This is a genomic window from Sphingobacterium sp. HSC-15S19, assembly GCF_050433745.1.
GTDB lineage: Bacteria > Bacteroidota > Bacteroidia > Sphingobacteriales > Sphingobacteriaceae > Sphingobacterium > Sphingobacterium siyangense.
Genome location: NZ_JBNPWQ010000002.1, coordinates 1 through 24,702, shown reverse-complemented (window position 1 = coordinate 24,702; position 24,702 = coordinate 1). Strand labels below are relative to the sequence as shown.

Here is a 24,702-nt window from a genome sequence, read left to right as displayed (position 1 = left end):
CAATGAATATATTTTGATGTTAGCCAGTAGCAATTACATTCTTACTACTTCCCAAATGGTCTTGCAATGTCGGATTCAATATGGTACATGTTTTGAGTAAATCACGTACAGGATATTTAGCCACCACATCTTCCAAAGCGGCCAAATGGCGTTCATGATGTGCGTCTGACCCCACAAAATCATACATCCCAGATTTAATCATCGTCAAAGCTGCCGATTTCACCTCAACACCATAATACCGACTGATAGACAACAAGTTTAGCTGCAACATGCAACCGGCATCCTTAATCTGTTTATACATATTAAAGTTATAATGGTAATAATTATAACGTTCTGGATGCGCTAAAATAGGTTGATAACCGAGATTTTGTATATCCAATATCGTTTGAAATAGCGCTTTGGATTCTTGTAAATAGGACATCTCTATAAGCACATAACCACCGGGCATAACACAGAGTTCATTTGATCCGATGAGATTCACGATCCCGTCATCAATCATATGTTCAGCTGCAGCATGAATTTCCGGCATATTAGGCATCCCAGCCATACCAGCTAGTAATTTGTCCTTAGCAGCATCAATCGTACGAATCGAATTTGGATGTACACCATCCATAATATGTGGTGTACAGATAAATTTCTCGAAGCCCATTCGGCCAAGCCCTTTCAACAATACTAATGATTGTTCAATTGATTGACTTCCATCATCTATTCCAGGAAGGATATGGTTATGCATATCCACCTCCAAGAAGGCCAATTTACCGACAACCTTTACTTTTGAATCCTGAGTTTTGTTTCCAAACAGTTTTGAAAATATCCCCATATCGTGATATATAAATCGTTTAGTTATTTTGTTTTCCCTGCGAATAATTAAACACCAAAAGTACGACAAACACAGTAAACGATCTTAATATTATTTTAACATTATAAAAATATAACCATAATATTACAAAAGAAAACCAAACAATAGTGCAATAAAATTGTTCAGCACCCTCCTTTAGTTACTTTTTATTTAATTCCGCCAAAATTTGATCGAGTAAATAACTGATCGCACCATCACTGGTCTGCGGCAATCTTGTCGACATTTCAACCTCAGCACGGTTACCAACCACACCTTTGGAAGTAATTGCGGTACTGCCATATTGATTGAGTTGCGCCAGTGTTCCTTCCCATTGTTTATCAGGTGCAACCCCCATTTCCTTTAACATTGTCGGTAACTTTTGTAGGTCAATAGCCGCAGACATCTTGTTTTGCTTCATCAGTTTTACAAAATCTTTATTTCCCGGAGCATTCATCTTATTCTGACGGATATCATTTAGAGACGATGAATCATTACTGACCATTACAAGGTCTTCTTTCAAGAGAACATACATTGGAAAATCCTTGGCTTTCTGTTTTGAAAACGAATAAATACCGTCATAGACCTGCCCAACTTGCTTTGAAACAGCCATGTCCAAGCCTTTTTTTATCAGACGTTGATCCTTTGATGTGAACATCCAAATAAATACTGGAAGTGTTTCTTCCTTCGTCTTTTTCACTTCGGTTGCATTGTAATCATCGTCGTAGGTGTAATCGATATAGTCTTTTTTGAACTTCCGAAGACCGTTCACGACAACCAAATGGTCTCCTGGCATCACCTGGGCAATGGCCTTTTCATCTAGCGCTATTTCGAGAGCCATCAGTCCCCATTCTACAACATCCTGTTGAGGCCCCAACAAACCGCTATAATATTTTGCCATATAAGCAGGCATCTCTCTCAGATAAGCCTCCGAATTAATATTCACATTAAAAAAACCTAAGGTTTTATCCGTTAAATATTTACTGAACTTCGAATTAGGTTTTCGCGCATACATTCTTTTGGTCATCTCAGCAAGGGCCTTATCTAAACCCACAGATCCCTTTAATTTCAGCACATTCCCCTCTTGCACTAAATCCAATAGACCGTCTTGATAACCGGTCTTGAACTTATCCAGTTTGATCCCCATGTAATAATAAGGAAGAGAGGTGGTATAAGGCAATAGACCACGATATAGATCCTCTACATGAGGAACATACAATCGAATAAGTCCCAGATTTTTTAGCACCTTCTCCTGATCTGCAATTGACAAAGGCTTATAACTCCCTGAAAGCAAACGGGCAGCCTCATTCAGCAACCATTTATCGCGCAGGCTGTTACGAATAGAATCGTTTTTCCGATTTTGATCTTCATACGCCGTATAAAGTGAATCATAATAACTGGGATCATGCATTTCAACGGCATCCACCCCAGCAATATCAACAACCGGAGGGTATACTTCCGTCGAAGCGACTATCGTATCGGGTTCAACGGCGATAGCAACTGGCGGCGCCACCGGAACAGCAAGCGGTTTTTCATCCGCATCCCAGACTACGGCAACCGAATCCACAGCGGCTACATTTGTATCTGCCCAAGCATCTTCGTCGTCGGCTGGACGTGCAACGTAATCCACCTTTTTGATTCCATAACGACTAGCGATCGAATCATTATCCAAAAAGGTGGTATTTGTCGTCGCCGAAATAAATCGAGCAATCCGATCGTTATACACCAACATACTGCCGGCTTTGAGACCTATGCTCGTATAACCATTGGCAAATGCCTGGGGTTCTCCCGCCTCATGAAGCAGTTTCTCAAATTGCCCCTTGTTGTTCAAGGAAAATATAAATTCCGTAAAACTGATACTATCGGTCTTTCTGGTATAAAAATAGGCCGTCTGGGATAGGTCTACTCCTAAATTTTTAATATCATTGCTCGCTGAAATTCCTGATTTTTCAAAAAAACCTGCTTTCTGAAGCAACTCGTTCAGCTTATTTGCATTAGCCTTCTGTACAATATCTTTTACGTTAAAGGCCGCAATCATTTCTGCATCTTCAGGGATCTGTTTGATCAAGTCCTGCGCCTTTACACTTGTCCCAAAAGACAAACAGGCTAATCCTACCAGTATAAATTTTGATTTCATCTTATAAATAATTTTTCAGCTACACCCAACCTACTCTATAGAAGCGCTTTCAGCAACTAAATATGGCCCTGGTTTCACCAATGTTATTAGGTTATTTTGTTAATGTGATTTTATTTGCCAAACTCGATTTACCATATACCAAATCCATAAAAGGTAGCTTTAGCAAGACCCCTTTCTTATTTCCGGCAACCTTTGCCAGGCCATTTACCTGAGATGCTATCGGTTTTTCAAAACGAATAATCTGCGTATAGAATGCATCTGCAAACTGGGTCGTATTATCGCTTCCCAACTGATTGAATTTTGTCTTCCAGTCAGCAGAAGCCACAAATTTGCGTTCAAACACATTGCTTTGCGCGTTATAATAATAGCGGTTTGAATTCGATATCTTCGCTTTAAATCGATTTGCCAATATATCTGAAAAGGCATTCAACGATTCTATCTGACTAAAGTCACATGAAATATTAACGATATAATTGGTAAAATCTGTGCTGTACTGTACATTAGAAATACCTTTAGTCTGCTTGAGCAGCTGAACAGCAGATCGAATTTCTTTCTCCATGTCGGCTTGAGAAGGGATCTGGATTCCCTTGATACTTTTCATCTTCATTAAAGAAGCTACCTTGGTTTTGCTTTTACTTAAATTCAATGTCGCTGCAATATGCCCAGAACCATTAGTTTTTAAGTCGATCTGCTCAACAAAATCAAAGCAGCTCGATAATGTCAACGCCATTACAACGGCACAGATTATCGTATAAAATCTTTTCAATTTTCCTTTCACTTTAAGTACTTCTTCCATTACAACGTTGTAACGATTAATAATTTGTCAAATCAATATATGTTTTGACATGAACAGCAAACATTGTGCTATTTTTTTCCTATTGACAAATTTATTAAAAACGAGAATGCAGTTTACTACCTGATTTCAGGGAAAAATGAAGAAAACCAATGCAATGCTATTACTCCTTCACAAAGGAATTAAAACCGCTATCCTTAGCCCATTGGAGCGAATTATAATAGGGATGTATCCACTTATTTAAATCATTGGGGACATAACAGGACAGTCCAGAAAATCGCAAAATGGGTTTACCTAAAAAAGTTTCTGTATTCGCCTTATAAATAACCAATTTCGAAACTGTAGCCTCGATAGCGGTAGTCTCAGTCGGCAACATATTCTGATGTACAAAATCAAGAAAATCAAAGCCAGCCGATAAGGATTTTTCATCAAAATCCAATCGCTGTAAGTTATCGCGATAGATCCCTGTGAGCGGGGCTCTGGTCAGTGCGACGTGAACGTTCTTTGCAAGATCCGACCAATAGGCATTATTGACCACAGAAATAGTCGCAGATCGATAGAGTCCTGTCAACTGATTATAAAAATTAAAATACGTTGTCGCAGTAGATATCAGCCCCCGTTCAAGATCAGGGTCGATCAAGTGTTTCAAGACCAAATGATAAGGCATACTGGTTGAAAGCACTTCTGCTGGAGAAGCTATCGTATATTTCGCTTTATCCCGAAGTTCATATAATACTTCGACACTTGCCATGGAACAGGCGTCAAATAAGAGAAAATCAAGCCCAGAAGGAATGATCGACTGCAAATCTCGCAACTCCGTTTTGTTTCCCCGATCTTCATTAAACGACATTAACTTGACCCCAACATTCGGCAGCCAATTTGTTGCATGTGACCATAGAACCAGACCTGATGGACGATTACCAACATATCCTTTCATCGTCTGCAGGATTTGCTTCATCACTACTGGATTCGCCGAATCTTGATCCCCATAAGATTTGATGACCGTACTCTTTATTTCCGGGCTCTGGTCAGCAACAATTTTATAAATTTTAGGTGTAGAACCTGCCAAAGTCACATACACATATACATCTGCATCTAATCCAACCATTCCCTCTTCCATTGCATTAATACTATTGTAAGCATCTGAAACCAAGTTATTATTGGCCCCAATATAAACCAACACAACTCTGCTATCTTTCTCTATCGCAATATCTTTTTTGTCATTGCAACTATTTAACAGCATAACAATTGGCATGCAAAACACCAAAAATATTCTAAACCAGATGGGATTCATCAAAACACAATTAAAATCGCAACAAATATACCTAAAAATCAAACTGATACATCAACCAAACATTTAATTACACAAAAGAATATAAAAGCTTCACTTTAATTTAACTTAACTTAAGTATTTTTGTCATTACTTTATTAACACACACTAACTATCAATATGATTAACAAGATCATAACTATTCCAAGACAGAATATCTTACGAATAGCTTACTTTATGATTGCATTGCTTACATTAAATTCCTGCCAGAAAACAGAATCTAAAATGGAGCAAGCTGCAGTACAATTTTCCCCGACCATCGTTGGTCAAATTAACACGAAAGCAACTGGAACCTCCTGGGATCAGAATGACCAGATCGGAGTATTTATGTCCAAATCTGGCCAGCCTCTGGAAGCAGCTTCCATTGTTGATCAGGTCAAAAATCAGTTATTTACTTTCAATGGTTCACTATTCCAAAGCGCCCGCGCAATCTTCCTATCTGCTGAAAAAGTAGATTTTATCGCCTATCATCCTTATAAATCCCTTACAGATTTTCAATATCCAATTGATTTAAGTGATCAGTCTAATCCCACAGCTTTGGATCTGATGTATGCAAACAATGCCAAAAACATCGACAAGAGCAACAATACGGTGCCACTTACTTTTGTACGTCAATTGAGCAAAGTCAGCATTAATCTATCCATTACCAATACTGCCGCATTAGAAGCAAACCAGGTTACGGTAAAAATGCCGGAAATAAGCATCAAAGGTGGGTTCGATTTGACAACAGGGAAATTGACAGTCAATTCGACTGAGAAAAAAGATGTTCAAGGAAAAGTATCCGTTAATGCCAATAAAACGGCTCGCATAGAATTTATCCTACTCCCTGGCGAAGATATCACAGGAAAAGCCATTAAGTTTATGGCCGCTAATGGTGATACTTACACCTGGACAATACCGCAAAATCAGAATTTAAAAAACTTAATAGCTGGAAATCAATATAGTTTCGATATCAAAATCGACAATGGAAAACCAAGTGGTGGAATCGGTGATTCACAACCTTATTTGGAAATACCTAAAATGAGTAATCTAGGCAATGATGAGGTATTTATTCAGCATTTTATGCCAGATGCAAGCAAAAGTAGAAACTATGCCATGTTATATGACAAAAAGCTAAAAATGGCGTACTGGGTAGCCTATCCATTATATAGCAGTATTTTGGGATCAGGCAATCGTACGGATGCCTGGGGATATGATCCGCAAGTTTCTACGGCTTTTCAACCTAATTTATTTAATGGCTTCAAGCCAACCGGCTACGACAGAGGACACCAATTACCAAGTGCGGACCGCAACTTAAATACAACCCAAAATAAAACAACGTTTTATTTTACCAACATGACAGCTCAGGTATCACGTCTTAACCAAGGAATTTGGGCAAACCTGGAAACCAAAGTCAGAACATGGACAGCACAATGCGACACCATGTATATTGTAACTGGTGCAATACCTAAAACAAGCACCGAAAATAGCCTAGATTTTGCTCAGGACAATGACGGAAAAGATATCGCCAAACCCAAATATTACTTCAAAGCATTAGCCATGAAGAAAGGTTCCGAATTTTATACCATTGCCTACAAAATAAACAATGAAACCCCGCCTTCAGGAGTAACCTTCGAAAATTATAGATTAACCGTAAGCGATCTCGAAAAAGCAACTGGCTTCACATTTTTTCCTGATCTAAATGATACACAAAAAGGGAACATAAATACCTCCATTTGGAAATAATTAATAAACGATTTAGTCATATCAATTCAGTTTAATTATGAAAGTAAACCAACTTTTATTCCTAGCGACTGCGGCAGCTGCCGTAACGAGCTCCTGCCAAAAGGCACCTGTTTCAGAACAAGAAATCACCAAAGCGGTGACTTTTTCGTCAACAATCTCTAACCAAGTGACCACAAAGGCTGCTGGCGCAAATTGGGAAAGCAACGATGCAATCGGTGTTTTCATGAAAACCGGCAGCGGTTTAAGCAATGCATTAGCAAGCAACAAACAGTATGTAACGACAAGTGGAGACGGAAACTTCAAAGCGAATAGCACTACAGAAGAAATCAATTATCCAGCTGATGGCTCCAATGTAGATTTTATTGCCTACTACCCTTACCAAACAACAATCACAAACAACATTTATCCAGTTAATGTAGCTGATCAAACCCAACAAAATAAAATTGATCTGTTATACGCTAATAACGTAACTGGAGCCAACAAGAATAAGCCAAATGCGCAACTGCAATTTGGCCACAAACTCAGCAAAGTCGAATTGACTATTGCTGCAGGAACTGGTGTAAGCTCTTTAACTGGTCTTACCGTAACTTACAATGGATTTAATACTACAGCGAACTTCGACCTAGCAACAGGAACACTAGCTGCAGGTGCTAATCCAGCTGCCATCAAAGCAAAAACAACAGCAGGAACAACAACAACAGCGGCAGAGACTATCTTATTACCTGTAGCTAGCGTTGCCGGTGCAAAAGTTGAATTCAAAATTGGTAACGAGATCTATACCTGGACTTTACCATCATCAACAACTTACGAAGCGGGTAAAAAATACAGCTACAATATCACTTTACAAGAGCAGGCTGGAAACAATGCTGCTATTGTGGCTTCTGGCAATATTACAGACTGGACCGATGTACCGTCGGGTTCATACGTGATCGGTAAAGACGAAGATAACGACGGTACAACTGATCCTGTAGAACAAACATTGTATGAAGAGAATTTTGGTGAAACAACAGTCTCAAACATTAAGATTGCGTCATTCAACGGCTGGTCAAATACTTCTGTAACTTATGCAGATCAATTTGCTGTATCTGATATTCGCTACTTAAAAAGTGGAGAAAATCAAACAAATCACGTATGGCTACCTGCTAATAAGGAAGCTGAATTAGCGATCAGCAACATCAATACAGAAAAAGCTGCTAAATTGAAACTTACATTTGACATCGCAGCCAATGTATTCAATGCAGGTACGAAATTCGATGTAAAAGACTTGTCGATAGATCTAAATGGCCAAAAATTCAGCGCCATTTCCAAAGTATTGTCGAAAGACAATAATGATGCAAATATTTTTTACACGGTAGAAGTTGATCTTTCGGCGGCAACATCTGTTCCTGCTAGCTCCAAATTAACATTCTCAACGACAGCAACAAATAATACTGTTGGTATCCGTATTGACAATATTTCTCTTAAAGGCCAAAAATAAAATACAATAAAAACATTTTCAAATGCAACACATCTAAAATGTGTTGCATTTGTCATCTAAATACATTTCACTATTTAACCTCAAGCTATGTATAAAAAATACATACTTTTTGCCCTCTTATCTGCTGCCAGTACACCTATATTTGCCCAAAGGGCCAATGTACAGGGTATTGTCCGCAACCAGGTGAGCAAAGAACCTTTCTCCAATGTACGTCTCGTCTTTGAGAAAAATCAAAAGTCGGTCGTCACCGATTCCAAAGGGAACTTCAGTCTACCGAAGTTAAACTCGGGTGAGGAAACTATCCTGATCACAGGTGGTAATATCCAGGAGATCAAAATTACCGTTCAGATCCCGGCCTCCGGCCTGCTCAAAATGGACGATATCTATGTCCTTCCAAGTACCGACAACGACAACATAGTACAACTAAGCATGGCTGCCGATGATCTATTGGATGATGACAACGAATCTTTCGACCAAAACATTGCAGCCAAGATTATCCTTTCTAACGACGTATACGTCAACAAAATTGGTTATCAGCTCTCTCAATTCCGTTTTCGCCTCCGCGGATACAACAACCGCTACGAACAAAAATACATCAACGGCGTACACTTCAACGACCAATTGCGCGGAGTCTTCAACTATGCTTCCATCGGTGCCATCAATGATTTGACCCGAAATGGAGACCAAGACAATGCTATGGACGCCTCGACCTTTACATTCGGCTCCATCGGCGGTTCCGAAAATATCAATATGCGCGCCAGCACCTTCGCCAAAGGAGCAAAAGCAACAGCCACATACACCAACCGCAATTACTATAGCCGGGGTATGCTGAGCTATTCAACGGGACTAATGGACAATGGCTGGGCCTTTACAGGCTTAATCGGTGGTCGTTATGCAGACAAAGGAAATATTGAAGGTACATTTTACAAAAACTTCTCCTACGCACTTTCCATCGAAAAACAATTCCAGCAAGGCAAACATAGTTTATCACTGGTCACCTTTGGTTCACCGGTAGAGCGCGGCCAACAATCAGGTTCTTTCCAGGAAGCCTATGATCTCCTCGATAACAACCTATACAACCCCAATTGGGGCTACCAAGACGGAAAAATCAGGAACTCGCGTATCGTCACTGCTTATGACCCTACCGCAATCCTTTCACATATCTGGAAAATCGATCCAAATACAAAACTAACGACAGGTATATCGCTGCACTATGGCAAGTATGCCAGTACAGCATTAAACTGGTACAACGGTCCGGATCCAAGACCCGACTATTACCGCAATTTGCCGAGTTATTTTACGGATTCCATCACAAATCAATACTACAGCAACCTTTGGCAATCGGCAAAAGTATCGCAAGTAGATTGGGACAATTTATACCTCGTCAACAAGCTCGAAAATAAAATCAACGATGGTGCAGCTATCTACATGTTGGAGAAACGCCATAGCGACCTATTGGAAAGCAGTTTCAATACAACACTCAACAAAACGATCAATGAGCATGCTAAATTGACGCTCGGTATCGGCGCCAAAGGATCACAATCCCAGCAATATAAAACTGTAGCGGATCTGCTGGGCGCTGAATATGTGCTGGATATTGACAAATTCTCTGAACGTGACTTTGGACAAAATACAGGTCAGAGCCAAAACGACTTGTTGAATCCCAACTTTAAGGCACGCAAAGATGATATTTTTGGATATCGTTACAACATCAATATCAAGTCTGCGAATGCTTGGCTACAAAACGAATACACGTATTCGAACATCGACTTTTTCTACGCTACACAGCTTTCTTACACCAGTTTTCAACGCGTAGGCTACATGAAAAATGGACGCTTCCCGACCAATTCCTATGGTAAAGGGCAAGAACACCACTTTTTTGACTATGCTTTCAAGGGGGGAATGACCTACAAATTCAATGGCCGCCATTTATTAAACGCCAAAATCAGCTATCAGACCAAAGCGCCATTGGCTAATGATGCTTATATCTCACCAAGGGTAAGTGACTTTACTTTTGAAGACCTCAAGAGTGCCAAGATATTCTCTACAGATATCAGTTATGTCTTCTCCCTGCCGAAACTAAATGGTCGTTTATCGGTCTTTCAGACCAACTTTACAGATCTCATCAGCCGACAAAGTTACTATAACGATGCCGCCCGTACCTTTATCAACCATGGTCTAAAAGATATGAACCAGGTCAATAGAGGGATAGAGCTCGGATTGACCTATAAAGTTGACAACAATTGGAGTATTGATCTCGCAGCAACAAAGGCTGAATACTATTACAGCAACAACCCAATGGGAGCACAAAACTCCGAAAATGGATTGATCAATAATGAACGCGAGATGGTGTACCTCAATAACTACTATGTTGGTGGAATGCCACAGACCGCAGGAACTTTAGGAGTCCGTTATTTCGTAAACTACTGGTTTTTTGGCGCTAATTTAAATTACGCTGGCGATATGTATCTATCGAAAGCTCCTCTTCGTCAGTTGGCATCTAACTACAGCACCATCAATCCTTACGATCCAGAGCTCGATAATGCTTATCATATCCTTACTGATCAAGAAAAGTTCAAAAATAGCGCAACAGTCGACCTATCAATCGGTAAAATTCTTTACCTGAAAAATCGCAATTCAATGAACTTCAATTTAGCGGTCAATAACGTCTTAAATAACAAAGACATCAGAACTGGAGGTTTCGAAAATGCACGTTTGGATATTACTGCAGCAAATAAGTTTGCATCCAAATATTATTACATGCAGGGAATCAACTGTTTTATGAATGTATCCTATAGATTTTAATCTCGACAATAATGAACAAAAAAAATATACAAGCGGTCTATACATCGATGCTATCGGTTATCTGTATTGGACTCATCTTATTTACAGGAGCCTGTAAGCGTGATCCTGAAGCCCCTCTATTAACTCAACCGATCTATGACGGGCCCAATGCCAACACAACGATAGCCGCATTGAAAGAAAAATATGCTAACATTACCGATCCAAAAGTAATCGATGAGGATCTGATCATTAAAGCACTGGTAACCGGAAACGACATTTCGGGTAATATCTACAAACAATTGTACATCCAGGATGAAACTGCTGCCATCAATCTAGGAGTCGACCAAAATAGCATGTACACAACTTTCCGCGCAGGCCAGGAAGTGTTTATCAACTTAAAAGGCCTGTCCATGGTGAAATATGGTAGTGAGCTACAGATCGGTTTCAGTGGAACCAATGCCAACCGTATCGCCTGGGAAATTTTCAAAGAGCATACCAAAGTAAACGGATGGCCAAATGCGGCCAATTTAACGCCATTGGAAGTTGATCTTTCTAAATTAGACGCTTCGATGGTCAACAAGTTGGTTATCATTAAAAATGTGCGTTTTAACAATGGTGGTGTCAATGCTTTCGCAGGTGGAACGGCGACCGTTAGCGAAGTAGTCAAAGATGCGAATGGCAAAACATTGGATGTCCGCAACAGTAACTTCTCCAGTTTTGCTAAAGATATTCTTCCTAAAGGGAATGGAACATTAGTCGGAATATTGGGCCGTTACAATGGAGGCTGGCAGCTCTTCCTCCGCGATAAAACAGATGTGATTGACTTTGATGGAACTGACGCTGGAACAACTCCAACTGACCCTGAAACCGGAGGAACAATTTTCAACGAGACATTTGGAAATGGTACCTACCCAAGTGGCAACCGTCCTAAAATTGCAGATTTCACCGATTTCGATATGAAAGCTCCGGTGACGTACAGCGAGGAAAGTGGTTCGGCAGATATTCGTACAGCGACAGGAATCAGTGCCTCAGTATGGCTTCCGGCAAACAAAGATATTACACTGAAAATCGCCGGAATACAAACGGCCAACAAAACGGATCTTACATTGAGCTACCAGCTTGTTCCTAATATTTACAATGTTGGTGAAGCGACCAACCTCAATGCTATGAAAGTGAAGGTCAACGGAACAACTTATACGATTCCTAGTACACCAGTAGCGATCAAATCAACAGATGATCGTAATAAATATTACACGGTCAGCATTCCAAATATTACACCTGCAGCGACAAGTACCGTCGAATTTATAATGACTGGCGCTGACAATGCCTTTGGCTTCCGTTTAGATAATATTAAAATCGTAAGTGCAACTGGCGGAAACGGTTCTGGCAATACGATTATCGTTACTAAATAAATTAAAGATGAACTATAAACACATCAGCTGTATTTTTCTTATCTTTTTATTTGTTGTACACACAAGTTTCGCACAAACCAACCGTCGGGTTTACCCCATCGCATTCTACAATTTGGAGAATCTATACGATCCTGTAAAAGATTCAACGATCAATGACGATGAGTTTACACCAAAGGGTGCCAATACATGGACAGAAGCTAAGTATCAGCAAAAAATAAAAAACATGGCACGAGCGATTCGTGCCATCGGTTCACCTAGTTCTAGTTTGGGTCCCATTGCTCTTGGGGTAGCCGAAATTGAGAACCGTCGGGTTTTGGAAGATCTTACACGAGATCCCCAGCTCCGTGAGCTGGGATTAAAGATCGTTCATCACGATTCTCCTGACCGTCGCGGTGTGGATGTTGGGTTCCTTTACAATCCGGAATTCTTCACGCCTTTTAATGACAAGGTTCATCCATTCAACCTACCAGAAAACCCAGGCTTTAAGACGAGAGATCAACTATTGGTCTCCGGTACAATTGCTGGAGATACTGTACATATCATTGTCAATCACTGGCCTTCGCGTTATGGCAATAAATCTTCTGAACTTCGCGAATTTGCAGCAGGTATTACCAAAGGTATCTGTGATTCTCTATATCGTGAAAATCCCGAGGCCAAGATTATTATCATGGGCGATTTAAATGATGATCCCAAAGATAAAAGTGTAAAGGAAGTATTACAGGCCAAGAAAAATCCGCAGGATGTACCTGCGCAGGGCTTATATAATACCATGTGGACGTTTTACGATAAGGGAATTGGATCACTGGGCTATCAGGGACAATGGAATCTCTTTGATCAAATCATTATTTCCAGACCTTTATTGGACAACAAAAACAAGGGTTTACGTTTTGTCAAAGCTGAAATCTTCAATCGGGATTTTTTGGTGCAACAGGAAGGTCGAAACAAAGGTTATCCGCACCGAACATTTTCTGGGGGAGTATTTATCAATGGCTACTCAGATCACTTTCCAACATTGATCTATTTGGTCAAATAATATAAATGAAATCCGATTAACTCTTCTTAAGCGGAATTAAAGATAGGAGCTCGTTATATATGAGCTCCTATCTTTTTTTGATCTCCCCCAGTCTTCAGTAATCTTTTATTATACACAAGATATAAACTACCATTTAATCTCATTATTATACCATGGTTCAATCGCAATTTTTACTAGATTTAGCAGATGAAGCTTATACTATTTGATCTGGACGGAACACTGCTAGACACATTACAGGACCTCGGGGACAGCTGCAATGCTATTCTTGAACAATATGGATATCCAACCCATCCCCTTGTTGCTTATAAGAAATTTGTCGGCAACGGTGTCCAAAAACTTATCGAACGCGCATTACCGCAAGAAGCACGGACAGAAAATATCATCTCAACTTTACTCAGTGCCTTTAAAGTGTATTATGAACAAAAACCTGTATCGCATACACGACCCTACACAGGAATCATACCGCTACTACAAGAACTGAAATCATTAGGCTATCTCATCTCGGTAGCATCAAATAAATACCATGAAGCGGTGATACCTTTGATGGCCGAATACTTTCCCGATATTTCATTTGATCTCGTTTTGGGGCATCGAACAGGTCGCCCCGCCAAGCCTGATCCCGATATTGTCTTCGACAGTATCCAAACACTCGGTGTTAGCAAACAAGATTGCTTTTATGTAGGTGATTCATCCGTGGATATGGATACCGCCAATAATGCAGGGGTAACAGCTATCGGTGTTACTTGGGGCTTTCGGGAAGAGAGCGAGTTAAGACAACACGGTGCACAGCATATTATCCACCATCCACAGGAACTGTTGGAAATTCTATAAAAGAAAAGCGGGACCTAAATCAACACTGATTTAAGTCCCGCTTTTTTCTCGTTCACTCTCAATGGTCTGGAGTAGCGCTCATATACATTTGAAATGCCGATGAGATCGCGAAAACCTTCGCGCGAACGCTAAAATTTACATTTTTGCATCCATTAATTGATCAGCCTGTACTTTGGGCCTACCAAGCTTCATTTTTACAACAAAAGCTTTATCTGTACTAAACGTTGCCGGAAGAACAACATCATAATATGTATTCTTATCAAGATCCAAACCAATGTCGGAACGTTTAAGAGCTAATGATTGACCATTTTGCAATAAGACAGCCTCTACCGGAACCTCAGCTGAATTCTTCGGTACAGCAATGCGGACAATATTATTGACCGGTCGATTAAAGACAGTAAGATAGAGGTTGTCCTCTTTTTTGGTAAAATAACCCAATTTAGATGGAGCAAGTCCTGCATGTCTCACACCATAAACAGCTTCACCATTGATTTTGATCCAATCACCAATCTCTTTCGCCAATTTATCCTCTCCTGGATGCATCCGACCATTGCCATCCGGGCCAAAATTCAACACAAAATTTCCGTTCATCGACACACAATTCATCAACATATCGATCAAATCGTCGGATGTCTTTGTATAAATACCCGACCAATCTTTCATGTAACCCCAACCGTTAGGCGGGATGGTCATCACACAATCCCAGTCACGCCCCTCTAGCCATTCAAATTCTTTCGGCATCTTACGCTCCCAGCCTTGCTCATAATCTCCCAACATATCTCCATTCGAGTCGAAATGCCGCTTTCCAAATTCATCGTTTCGAAAACGACTACCAATGATTAGGCCCGGATGTTTCTCGCGGAGTTCCTTTTCCAGTTTATAGGTAAAATCATATGCCTGAATCCAGGACTGATCCCAGGTACCATCGAACCAAAACCCTTTTATCTGCGGATAGTTTTGAAGCAGCTCCAACAATTGGTTACGGGTATACTCCAAAAACTTATTGAATTTTGCCTTTTCTTCCGGTGTAGACGGCGCCTTACCCATATAGTTTGAATTATTCCATTCTAAGATCGAAAAATACAAAAACACATCTATCCCTTCAGCGGTGTAAGCGTCTACAACCTGCTTGACGATGTCTTTTTTATAAGGGCTTTTCTTAATGGTATAGTCTGTATACTTCGAAGGCCATAAGGCAAATCCATCGTGATGTTTAGTGGTAAAAATCAGGTATTTTGCCCCCATTTCTTTAGCCTGCTTAGCCCATAGCTTTGCGTCAAATCCTTTGGGATTAAATTGCTTGTATAAATTATCATAGGTGTTTTTCCAGTCCTTTGGTGCAGTAGGTCCACTCCAGGTACGAATCCATTCGGAAGCGGCCGCCCCTTTACGAGCGCTTACTCCTTCCCATTCATTTCCTGGGATAGCATAAAGCCCCCAATGGATAAACTGTCCTAAACCATATGTCCGAAAACGCTCCATCGCTTCATCGGTTCGATGTGCCGGTGTTAAAGGCCCGTATTTTACGTCAATTCTTTGCTCCACCTTTTTGCGTGGCCCAGTCCATTGGGCAGAAACAGTTTTCCCGGCCAATAGCGCACCAGCCAAGAGCAAGGGCATCATCAATCTGTTATAGCTTATCATATTTTATCTAATTGTTTATTACCACGATTCTATATAGTCCAACTTATTCAAAGACAAAAACGCAACTAGTCGGGACGATCAATATACTGTTTCTGTACTTTCTTCATGACGACCGGTTCAGGGTTACTGTCCTGAAATGGATCAAAGTAATAGAGTCCCTGTTCCCGATACAATGCTAAATGTTTCTTTAACACTTTAGTAAATTGGTCAAAATTGCGTTGCTTGCCAGATGTCCATGCTGCTTCCGCCAATGCCGCAATTCTCGGAAAGACGAGATAATCCAATCGATTGGTATTTGTCACGGTTTCAGTCCATAGATTGGCCTGGATACCCAATATCTGTTTTCTTCGACCACCTAAACTATCCAACTGTTCGCCTGCAAAATTGTAGACATCTTGAATAGGGTTAAACCCTTTGCCCCATTTCCGTCCATACCGATGGTTTTCCTGCTGCACAAAATCAAAATATAAAGGTAAACGCGGTGTAAGAATTGCCTGATATCCTTTATCCAAAATTTTGTTGAGCTGTTCGGGTTTATCATGGCGCCACCACATCATCACAGTCTGCGCTTTGTTCAGTTTTGCGTCTACCATCTCATCCCAAACAATGATTTTTCCATTTATTCGGGCAACGGAATCTGCCATACGTCGAATAAAATACTCTTCCACTTCCTTATTGGATTTCAGCCCTTCTGCCTTTTTTAACTCCTGCACCTTTAGATCATTATTCCAGGCATCACTACCAAAAGCAACCTCATCTCCACCCAAATGAATGTAAGTCGAAGGAAAAAGTACCTTTACTTCGCGCAACACATGGCTTAAAAATGAATATGTCGTATTTTTTGCTGGGTGAAAAGTAAAATCAGGGTGTTTTTCATTACCTCCGCCCGATAAAAACGGATACGCACGGTTTGCCGCTGTTGCATGTCCAGGCATATCAATCTCAGGAATGACCTCAATATTACGTTCATCAGCATAAGCAATAATCTCACTGATATCATTTTGCGTATAATACTGTACTCCAGCATAGGGATCTAAATAATTGCCTATCCCACCTATTTGAGCCAGCCAGGGATAACGTTGTATACTAAGGCGCCACGCAGGCTCATCCGTCAAATGCCAATGAAACTTGTTCAGTTTATAGAAAGCCATCCAGTCCAACAATGACTTTACTTTTTCCTTTCCGAAGAAGTGTCTCGACTCATCTAACATAAAACCGCGCCATGTAAATTGTGCTTTATCTTTAATTTCAACAGCATCCAACTCACGCTGATCACCGCTTTGGGCTGCAAGAGACAACAATTGGTCTAAACTTGCAATTCCATTGACAAGTCCTGATTTATCTGAAGCGTAAATTCGAATATGAGTAGCATCTATCTGCAAACGATAGGCTTCATGTTCAAGTGTTTTATCCCAGCTTACCATAACCTGGGCTTCGTCGACCTTGGTCGCAACATAGGCCGAAATTCCGAAACGCCCAAGTAGGAGCTTCTTGAAATACAATATCGTGGGATCAAAATAAGGATCGCTTATAATGCCTATATTTCTACCCAGGATCAGTTTCCCCTTCCGCGCTTCCTGCTGTTGCGGACGTGGGATAATAGCAACCTGTGCCTCCACAAACTGTATCGTCAAGAATACCAAAAGAAATGTTCCTATTAATCTATGTTTCATCCGTTCTATAGTTATTTTCAACTGATCAGATTAAATCTGCTTGTGTAAAGTATTTGTTTCTAACGAGGTTCGATCCTACATTATTCAAACCTAGTTTGTGCTATAATCGGCTCACCACAGCCAGCATGCGATGTAAAAGGAATACGAAAATCCATCGTATGAACTGTTTATATCGGTTCTGCCCACAGTTTATCTTGTAATACAATGGTAAAGAATTTATTATGTATTACTGTAGTCCAAGTATAGTCAATCGTTTGCGCAAATCTCGAAAACGTTGTAGTGAATGGACGCAACAAAGCGAATAAAGAAAAAACAATTATTAATAGCGATATTTTGATCACTATTAATTAAAAACAAGATCGAATAGCAGTTCTACCGAGGCTAGTCCAATTAGTCATTATCATTTTGTTAGCTATATTTGAAGACACAAATACAACACCCTAAGTTAAAACCGTATGATAAAAAAGATCTTTTATACCTTAATCTTTATTGGAATACTGCTATTGAACGTACAAGCACGAACCGTAGTTCCATTTAATACCAGCTGGACTTTCAAAAAGGGACCTTTTTCTACTTCGACATTAGACTATAATCAACTGTTTGAAGGGAAATGGCAACTTGTCAATTTACCGCACACCTGGAATGCAAATGATATGCAGACCAAAGAGATTAAGTCTGGTAGTTTAGGCAAAAATGAGCGCTTTTATACCGGCGATGCTTATTACCGGAAGTCATTTGTTCCCGAAACAGCTTGGAAAGGCAAACGCATTTTCATTCGATTTGAAGGGGTCAATACCAACACAGAAGTATACGTAAACAATCAGCCCCTTCCTACCAAAGAAGGCAAAAATGATATTACCTACGACAATACGAAACGCAATGGAAATTATAACTTCGTGGGCAGACATCAGGGTGGTTATTCTGCATTTGTATTCGAACTGACCAATATGCTCCAATTTGGAAAAGAAAACGAGATTTTGGTGAAGGTAAACAATGAAGCTACTCCACAGGTCATTCCTGTTAACCATACCCTTTTCCCCATGTACGGCGGTATTTATAGACCTGTCGAGCTTATTGTAACCGACGACATCCATATTGCGGTGAATGATTTTGCAGCTAAAGGAATCTATATCACGCAAAAAAATATCTCCAAGAAAACAGCCGATGTTGCTGTAAAAATAAAAATAGACAACAAATCCGGGAAAAAACAACCAATTGAGTTATTGACAACCGTTTTCGAAAAAGACGGATCGATTAAAGCCAAACAAAGCACACAGTACACGTTGTTACCGCAAGGTCGTCAAACCGTTACGCAACAGATCCTAGTCAAAAGTCCACATTTATGGCAAGGTTTAGATGATCCCTATCTCTATAAGGTGGTCACACAAATCAAAAAGAACAACCAGGTAATTGATGAGGTAACAGCACCTCTTGGTCTTCGTAAATTTGAATTACGAACCGGTGAAGGATTTTTCCTAAATGATATCAAATATCCACTATATGGTGTTTGTCGCCATCAGGATCGACTAGGTAAAGGATCTGCCCTAAGCAATGCAGACCACGACGAAGACCTGGCAATCATCAAAGAAATGGGAGCAACATCGATCCGATTGGCACATTACCAACAGTCTGAGTACTTCTATTCAAAATGCGATAGCATGGGTCTCGTTATCTGGGCCGAAATCCCGTTTGTCAATCGGGTAACCACCTTGGAAGAAAACAACGCACAACAACAACTGAAAGAACTGATCCGCCAAAATTTCAACCATCCTTCCATCTATATATGGGGTATGCACAATGAGGTATACGCTCCTTCAGCCTATACCGTCGAACTAACGACCAAATTAAATGACCTCGCTAAATCCGAAGATCCTGATCGCTATACCGTTTCTGTCAGCGGTTACAATGTTATCGACCATCCAGTTAACAATAATGCAGATGTTCAAGGCATTAACCATTACTTCGGCTGGTATAATGGTGAATTAGAGGATAAATCAGATAAAGAGGATGATGTCGCCTCCTGGGCAAAACGTATCAGTGAAGAATTCAAAGATTACCGGATTATCTTTTCGGAATATGGTGCAGAAGCCATTCCCGAAGATCAAGCAGAAGAGGTTGGAAATTTTGGAAATCAATGGAGCAATCCATCGTTTTTCCCTGAAGAATATGCAACCAAATTTCATGAAGTACATTGGGGTGTGATATCCAAAAGTCCAATTTTCCTAGGTTCTTACGTCTGGAACACATTCGATTTTGCCACGCCCATTACTGCGCTGAATGTTAACCCACGGAATTATAAAGGACTGGTTTCCTTTGACCGTAAACTGAAGAAGGATGGCTTTTATTGGTACAAAGCCAATTGGAGCAAAGAACCCGTTTTATATATTACACAGCGTCGTATGATCAACAGAGGTAATGAAATCACGCCTATTACGGTTTATTCGAACCGAGGTGAGCCAACATTGATCATCAATGGGCAAACGATCAAAGGGGCCAAAATTGGTCAGACCAACGTACACTACATCTTCGAAAACGTGAAGCTAAAACTGGGGAAGAATACTGTAGAAGCAAAAGTAATCCAAAAAGACGGTAAGGTATTAACCGACACGATTGAATGGAACTATGACCCAGCGTTTAAACAAGGACCATCGGGACCAACAAAATCGAAAACAGAGCACGTAGGTCTATAATCACGCTAGCAAAATAATAGACAAAAAACAAGGGTAGCCTAAAAAGCTACCCCTGTTTTTTGTTTAAGAATGTATCCCCCCTCAGCTATAGTGATCATCATATCACTTTCCCTAATTTCAAAAAAGTATTAACCGATAAAAGCGGGTCGTTTACCGAGATTGTCTCGAGACTGGCCTAATGCCCCTCTTCAGGGCCATATTTGCTTCCTATCTTTGAGTCATCAAATAAGAAATAAAAAAATTAAAAAATAAACATCATGGCAACTAAAACAACATTCAGCATCAACAGTAAAACAATTACTAAAGTTTTTCAAGATCTTTTTGATTCCTTCAAAAGCTCCCGTTTAAAAGTTTCCTCCAAGAATGGACAAGAATACTTAAATATCTCCCTGCTATTAGCTGTAATCATCGGAATTATTTTCCCTGTAGCTTTCATTGCATTGATTATTTTAAGTCTGATTGCACCTATTGAAATTGCAATCCTTAAAGAAGTAAAAGAAGAGAATGCAAATCAAAAGATGATCGAACTCAAATAAGTAAAAAATAAAGGGTAATACCCTTTATTTTTTTTCTATCTTATCAAAAGACCTATCCGGAGACAAATTAAATGTAAAATTTCCTTTTGAATTCACACCGCCAGCGCCTCGGACGCGGGCTTTGATTTCGTATTTCGATTGGGGATTATAATTCGTCACTGTAAAATTGTAGTAAAAAGGTTTGATCTTGTTGGTTCCCCTAAATTTATCCGCAAGCGCATGATGTCCATCCTCTGCAATAACCTGCCCGTCCTGTAGCAATTGTACGGCATCAATCTCCAGAAAATTCTTCCCCTCCACAAAGAAAAATCCAGCTTGCGCTCGTCCATTATCGTAAATCTTCCTGCTCACGTCAAAAGTTAGAAAACCATACGTTTCCTTGATATCATTAGAACCCCATGATCCCGCAATATATCCCCCGGGACGATAATAATCAATACGCAAGGAATCTAATCTTGGAAGATTGGCATCCAATCGATGGCTGAACGCTGTATAATCTTTCGCTGACTTAGCAGCCCATCCAATTTCAGCAACCGCAAGCAATCGCGGAAAATTCTGCACATTCAGGTCCTTAATATCCTGGGCCAACGCTGTCCACATATTTCCCTGAACACCGAGGACAAGCTGATCCTCAGCCGGACTAAGTCCTGCAGAAGGATCAAATTCATACACTCTTTTCAGCGAGTTTATCTGCGGATAGGCCAGGTCAGTCATGGTACCATCATTCCGATCGGCCTGTGTAATATCAAAATAGAGATGCGATGCCGGTGTGGCTACGGCCTTAAATCCATCTTTGGTCGCTTCCTTGATCGCTTCCTCACCAAGCCAGCTCATGATTGCTGTACTCTTCGGCAAGTTTTCAGCATCAGCTAAGATATCATTCCACCCGATCGGTTTTTTCCCTTTCTGGACAATGATATCAGAAACGCGTTGAACAAAATAGCTCTGAAGTGCTTTGACATCCTTAATTTGGTGCTGCTTCATAAAATCCTGCACATGAGCCTCTTTTTCCCACAAATCATGACGAACCTCATCCCCTCCAAAATGAATATAACTACCTGGGAAGAGATTAGCGATTTCAGTGAACACATTATTTAAGAATTCATACGTAAACTCTTTTGTCGGATCCAATGTATTGGGGGTAAATTGATTTCCCCAATATCCCCAAGATGACACAAAAGGAAAGATGTGATTCGGGTAGGAATTTTTGTTTACTCCAAGTTCAGGATAGGCCAATATGGTTGGCCATGAATGTCCAGGAACATCAATCTCGGGCACAATCGTAATATTACGCTCTCGAGCATATTGAACAACTTCCTTGATCTGCTCCTGTGTATAAAATCCACTGCGTTCTGCAGGTTGCTTTTCTGTTCGATGAAATACCGTCGCATTTTCCATAGTCAATTTGGGATATTTCTTTATTTCGATCCGCCAGCCTTGGTCATCCGTCAAATGCCAATGGAACGTATTCATTTTGTATAATGCCATGACATCCAAATACTTTTTCACGGTTTTCACATCGAAGAATGTCCGGCTCACATCTTTCATATAACCGCGCCAATGATAGCGGGGATAATCTTTAATTTTCACAGCCGGAATATTCCAGCTTATTTCTTTGGTTGGGTTACTACCCTCGAAAGCTGTCGGTAAAAGTTGCCGCAGTGATTGCGTTGCATTGAAAAGCCCATGGGAGCTTTTTGCTGTCACGACCACTCCCCGATTGGAAACCTCAAGCTGATAGCCTTCATCATTAGGTGTTGTCAATTTAGAGTCTAGTCTAAATTCAATACTATTGCTCGCCTGTTTCTTTATGTTCAGGGGATAATGCGTTACTTTTCTCAGCTGCTCAACAAACAAAGACACATCTTTCACATCGCAGTTCTTAAAACTTAAGGTAGTTTGTGGATTTAACAGAAACTGGCCTGCTCCCCTATTGATTTCCTGAGGCTTGGGGATAATATCAATCCCAGACTGCGCATGGAGCCCTTGCGCAAATAAAAGGGATAACGCTGCTGAACAGAGGAGTGTTTTCATTAAAATTTAAGTTTTTATTTTTAAATAAACAGACAAAAAAAAGACCGTTGATTGGTTTCGTTATGCAAAATAAAAAATAAAAAATGATCCTTCTACTCCAACTTTCAATCAAACGATTGTGTAAGATTTGGAAAAGTAGCTGACTGACCACAGCAGTAAGCGACTGATATGATTTTTTAGTATTAAATTTGACTTCCATAAAAATCAAAATGGACTATAGTTAACTTATTGGAGGTGAAAGAACAATAACGTGAAAAACGGTAAAAAAATATTTATTTTCAGGACAGTTTTAATTGCTTTTCTGATTCTTTCCTTGATTTATATCGGTTCGATATTTACCTATCAATATATTGAGTACCAAAAGACCGAAGCCCGTTTAAATAAAGCATACAGTTCTAAAAATCAATTGACGAATCTTTTCTACGAAGCTCATTAGTTATATTGATATTGATCCCAACATCTCAATCAAAAGCGGAACATATCGTGTACGTCAGATTGTTTCCAATCTGCTGAGCAATGCGATTAAATATACAAATAAAGGTCAGATCGAGGTGAAAGCATTTATCAGCAGCGATCAGAGCTCCAAATTACATATAGTAGTTAAGGATACAGGAAAAGGTATCTCTGCAAAAGATCAAGGACATATTTTCGAACAATATTATATGACCGATCAAAAATCCAAGCATAGTTTCGGATTGGGCTTACATATATCTAAGCTTATGACCGAGCAACTAAACGGAACCTTAAGTGTTCCATTAACCGAAGAAATTAAATACATGAAACAAATAACGAGCTTAGACAAACTTTCAAAAAACTTACGTTTTGTTGTTGTTGACGATAACCCAATTAATAACTTATTTGTTAAACAGGCATTACTACATTTCTATGATGTAAAGATTTTCGAAGATTCCTCCACTGCAATCGCATACCTCGAAAAGAATAACGCTGACATTATCATTACTGATCTCAAAATGTTTGGCCCTACCGGTTGGGACATTTTGAATACTGTCAAAGACAGTAATCTTAAACAGGAATGGAACAGCAAGGTTATCGCCCTCACTTCAGACGAGTCACAAGTAACCGTACAAATTCCCGAAGGCCAGGTACATCAATTCGATGGTGTTATGACCAAGCCTCTGGACAAGGCTATCCTTGCTCAGCTTATAGCAAAGATTTTGTAAGCGTGCTAGTCAAAAACATTAGGGAAGGTCTTTTGACCTTCCCTAATGTTTTTGACTCCTACTCGCGTTTACTTGCGGTATTTAAGTAAAGACATTACTCTTCAATACCTGTGTAAAAAAAACTACCTGCCGTATCAAGATTCTTTACGGAATTGGATAGCCTTCCTATTCTTGCTTAACTCCATTTTTACAAACAAGGACCATATAATCCACCGGCTAGCATAGGCAAAAGCTACAAACCTATTACGAAGCTGTTTATAGACAACATAAATAGCAATAAAGGCCGATGCCAATAGTACTAATTCAAAATTTCGCCATATTGTAGCTATCTCCCGCAAAGGGATGAAAAGAGTTTCTGAGGAATATCCGGTTATTCGGGAAGTAATGCTGCAGCTTGCAGGTTTAAAAAAAAGGGCATTGGGTTTAAGAGAGATAGGAGCAATGTACCATTACCACTGCGGGACAGTAACAGTTGCGGTTGCCGGATAGCGACGGTTGCGGAACAGCTTCCGATGGAGCAGGCTCACCGACGGTCCTGTGCTGCGATAACCACTAGGCGGAGGATATGCAATAGCCTGTACATGGAA

General features: G+C 40.1%; 17 protein-coding genes. 10 read left to right on the top strand and 7 right to left on the bottom strand.

The annotated features are described in order from the left end of the window. Positions 1 to 19: 19 nt before the first annotated feature. The 4 genes from L1283_RS02035 to L1283_RS02020 form a co-directional block, all read right to left on the bottom strand. Complete coding sequence (locus tag L1283_RS02035; protein WP_237241929.1) at positions 20 to 820, bottom strand: tyrosine-protein phosphatase; 801 nt, start codon at positions 818 to 820, stop codon at positions 20 to 22. Positions 821 to 998: 178 nt separating this feature from the next. Then, a complete protein-coding gene (locus L1283_RS02030) occupies positions 999 to 2,972 on the bottom strand; it encodes a DUF4836 family protein (RefSeq protein ID WP_429625701.1) in 1,974 nt (657 codons plus the stop codon). Between the two features lie 91 nt (positions 2,973 to 3,063). Further along, positions 3,064 to 3,768: a hypothetical protein gene (locus L1283_RS02025; RefSeq protein ID WP_075990729.1), complete on the bottom strand. Its 705-nt coding sequence runs from the start codon at positions 3,766 to 3,768 to the stop codon at positions 3,064 to 3,066. A gap of 160 nt (positions 3,769 to 3,928) precedes the next feature. Continuing rightward, positions 3,929 to 5,008, bottom strand: coding sequence for a clostripain-related cysteine peptidase (locus L1283_RS02020; RefSeq protein ID WP_429625700.1), 1,080 nt, complete (start codon positions 5,006 to 5,008; stop codon positions 3,929 to 3,931). A 207-nt stretch (positions 5,009 to 5,215) separates the two neighbouring features. Here L1283_RS02020 and L1283_RS02015 point away from each other — a divergent pair, with 207 nt between their 5' ends. The 6 genes from L1283_RS02015 to L1283_RS01990 all read left to right on the top strand — a co-directional run bounded on the left by L1283_RS02015 (position 5,216) and on the right by L1283_RS01990 (position 14,357). Next, entirely contained in the window at positions 5,216 to 6,820 is a 1,605-nt protein-coding gene (locus L1283_RS02015) for a DNA/RNA non-specific endonuclease (RefSeq protein ID WP_333886305.1), read from the top strand. Positions 6,821 to 6,857: 37 nt separating this feature from the next. Further along, positions 6,858 to 8,297, top strand: a complete 1,440-nt coding sequence (locus tag L1283_RS02010; RefSeq protein WP_075990727.1) for a fimbrillin family protein — start codon at positions 6,858 to 6,860, stop codon at positions 8,295 to 8,297. 87 nt (positions 8,298 to 8,384) lie between these two features. Continuing rightward, positions 8,385 to 11,102: a TonB-dependent receptor gene (locus L1283_RS02005; protein ID WP_429625699.1), complete on the top strand. Its 2,718-nt coding sequence runs from the start codon at positions 8,385 to 8,387 to the stop codon at positions 11,100 to 11,102. A gap of 11 nt (positions 11,103 to 11,113) precedes the next feature. Next, on the top strand, positions 11,114 to 12,493 hold the full coding sequence (locus L1283_RS02000) for a DUF5689 domain-containing protein (RefSeq protein ID WP_429625698.1): 1,380 nt from the start codon (positions 11,114 to 11,116) through the stop codon (positions 12,491 to 12,493). Positions 12,494 to 12,500: 7 nt separating this feature from the next. Next, the gene (locus tag L1283_RS01995) at positions 12,501 to 13,526 is read left to right on the top strand and encodes an endonuclease/exonuclease/phosphatase family protein (protein WP_429625697.1); all 1,026 of its coding nucleotides are present in this window, start codon (positions 12,501 to 12,503) and stop codon (positions 13,524 to 13,526) included. Between the two features lie 186 nt (positions 13,527 to 13,712). Next, positions 13,713 to 14,357 (top strand): HAD family hydrolase, encoded by a 645-nt coding sequence (locus L1283_RS01990; protein ID WP_429625696.1) that lies wholly within the window; start codon positions 13,713 to 13,715, stop codon positions 14,355 to 14,357. Between the two features lie 135 nt (positions 14,358 to 14,492). Here the strand turns inward: L1283_RS01990 and L1283_RS01985 are convergent, their stop codons facing one another. After that, complete coding sequence (locus tag L1283_RS01985; RefSeq protein ID WP_429625695.1) at positions 14,493 to 16,001, bottom strand: alpha-L-fucosidase; 1,509 nt, start codon at positions 15,999 to 16,001, stop codon at positions 14,493 to 14,495. Positions 16,002 to 16,066: 65 nt separating this feature from the next. Continuing rightward, complete coding sequence (locus L1283_RS01980; protein WP_429625694.1) at positions 16,067 to 17,674, bottom strand: beta-N-acetylhexosaminidase; 1,608 nt, start codon at positions 17,672 to 17,674, stop codon at positions 16,067 to 16,069. A gap of 455 nt (positions 17,675 to 18,129) precedes the next feature. On the opposite strand from L1283_RS01980, the gene L1283_RS01975 reads away from it, so the two are divergent. Together L1283_RS01975 and L1283_RS01970 are read left to right on the top strand one after the other, a co-directional pair. Then, positions 18,130 to 20,364, top strand: coding sequence for a glycoside hydrolase family 2 protein (locus L1283_RS01975; protein ID WP_429625693.1), 2,235 nt, complete (start codon positions 18,130 to 18,132; stop codon positions 20,362 to 20,364). 257 nt (positions 20,365 to 20,621) lie between these two features. After that, on the top strand, positions 20,622 to 20,900 hold the full coding sequence (locus L1283_RS01970; protein WP_312906207.1) for a DUF4342 domain-containing protein: 279 nt from the start codon (positions 20,622 to 20,624) through the stop codon (positions 20,898 to 20,900). Positions 20,901 to 20,924: 24 nt separating this feature from the next. On the opposite strand, the gene L1283_RS01965 is transcribed toward L1283_RS01970, so the two are convergent. After that, positions 20,925 to 22,934: a beta-N-acetylhexosaminidase gene (locus L1283_RS01965; RefSeq protein WP_429625692.1), complete on the bottom strand. Its 2,010-nt coding sequence runs from the start codon at positions 22,932 to 22,934 to the stop codon at positions 20,925 to 20,927. 250 nt (positions 22,935 to 23,184) lie between these two features. On the opposite strand from L1283_RS01965, the gene L1283_RS01960 reads away from it, so the two are divergent. Together L1283_RS01960 and L1283_RS01955 are read left to right on the top strand one after the other, a co-directional pair. Then, a complete protein-coding gene (locus L1283_RS01960) occupies positions 23,185 to 23,370 on the top strand; it encodes a sigma factor regulator N-terminal domain-containing protein (RefSeq protein ID WP_376778165.1) in 186 nt (61 codons plus the stop codon). Beyond that, complete coding sequence (locus L1283_RS01955) at positions 23,348 to 24,115, top strand: sensor histidine kinase (protein WP_312906220.1); 768 nt, start codon at positions 23,348 to 23,350, stop codon at positions 24,113 to 24,115. Before L1283_RS01960 ends, L1283_RS01955 begins: the two co-directional genes overlap by 23 nt. Positions 24,116 to 24,702: the final 587 nt, after the last annotated feature.